Genomic DNA, 374 nt, shown 5'->3' on the forward strand with positions numbered 1-374 from the left:
CCAAAAGCCTTACCTTCTTTATTATAAAGCTTGTCAGAATCAGTTCGGATATAAACACGATAATAGAATTGGTCTTGTTTCACTTCATCACGAATCGTGTCTGGTGAAATAACCGTAACCTTACCTTTTAAACCACCATAAATTGAGTAGTCATAGGCAGTAATCTTAACCAGTGCTTCTTGCCCCGGACGAATAAAGGCAATGTCACGCGGTAAAATACGCGCCTCAATAAGCAACTGCTCATCAATCGGTACAATGGTCATCAATTTACCGTTTTGCGGAATAACACCACCATGCGTAGTAACCGCAATTTCTTTGACAACACCACGTACCGGTGCTTTAAACACTGCACGATCTAAACTGTCACTACGACC

1 protein-coding gene is annotated in these 374 nt (G+C 41.4%); it reads right to left on the bottom strand.

All coding sequences use genetic code 11. The features are described from left to right. Positions 1–374: beta-barrel domain-containing protein (locus ACS604_RS18975; RefSeq protein WP_474772663.1), on the bottom strand; the 374-nt coding region annotated here is incomplete at both ends.

This window comes from Acinetobacter sp. Li1LvA2 (assembly GCF_056156705.1).